The sequence below is a fragment of the Vibrio sp. YT-19(2023) genome, from assembly GCF_033337395.1.
Window position 1 is genome coordinate 1 of sequence record NZ_JAWOQN010001066.1, and the last position, 532, is coordinate 532.

The following is a 532-nucleotide window of genomic DNA, read 5'->3' on the forward strand; positions in this document are numbered from 1 at the left end:
TTGGTGGGTATCTTGGTCTCCGTTTGTGGGTATGTTTATCGCTCGCGTATCGAAAGGCCGCACCGTTCGAGAATTTTTGTTCGCAGTCATCGTGATTCCGACGTTGGTAACATTGGTTTGGATGTCAGTATTTGGTGGTATTGCGCTTGATCAGGTCGTGAACAAAGTTGGTGAATTGGGTGCGAATGGTTTAACGGATATTTCACTGACACTATTCCATGTTTACGATGTATTACCATACAGCTCAGTGATTTCTATTCTGTCGATTGTTTTGATTTTGGTGTTCTTTATCACCTCATCTGACTCCGGTTCATTGGTTATCGACAGTATCACTGCGGGCGGTAAGATTGATGCTCCCGTTCCACAGCGAATCTTTTGGGCGTGTATCGAGGGTTCAATTGCCGCTGTTATGCTTTGGGTTGGCGGTAAAGAAGCCTTACAAGCGCTACAGTCTGGTGTGGTTGCGACCGGCTTGCCATTTACCTTTGTTCTGCTGTTGATGTGCGTGAGTTTGGTGAAAGGTTTACGTACC

At 46.1% G+C, this 532-nt stretch carries 1 protein-coding gene; it reads left to right on the plus strand.

The window, feature by feature from the left end; all coding sequences use genetic code 11:
* Positions 1-532, plus strand: a 532-nt coding sequence (locus R7E78_RS30070) for a BCCT family transporter (RefSeq protein WP_318059132.1), incomplete at both ends; no start/stop codon positions are given.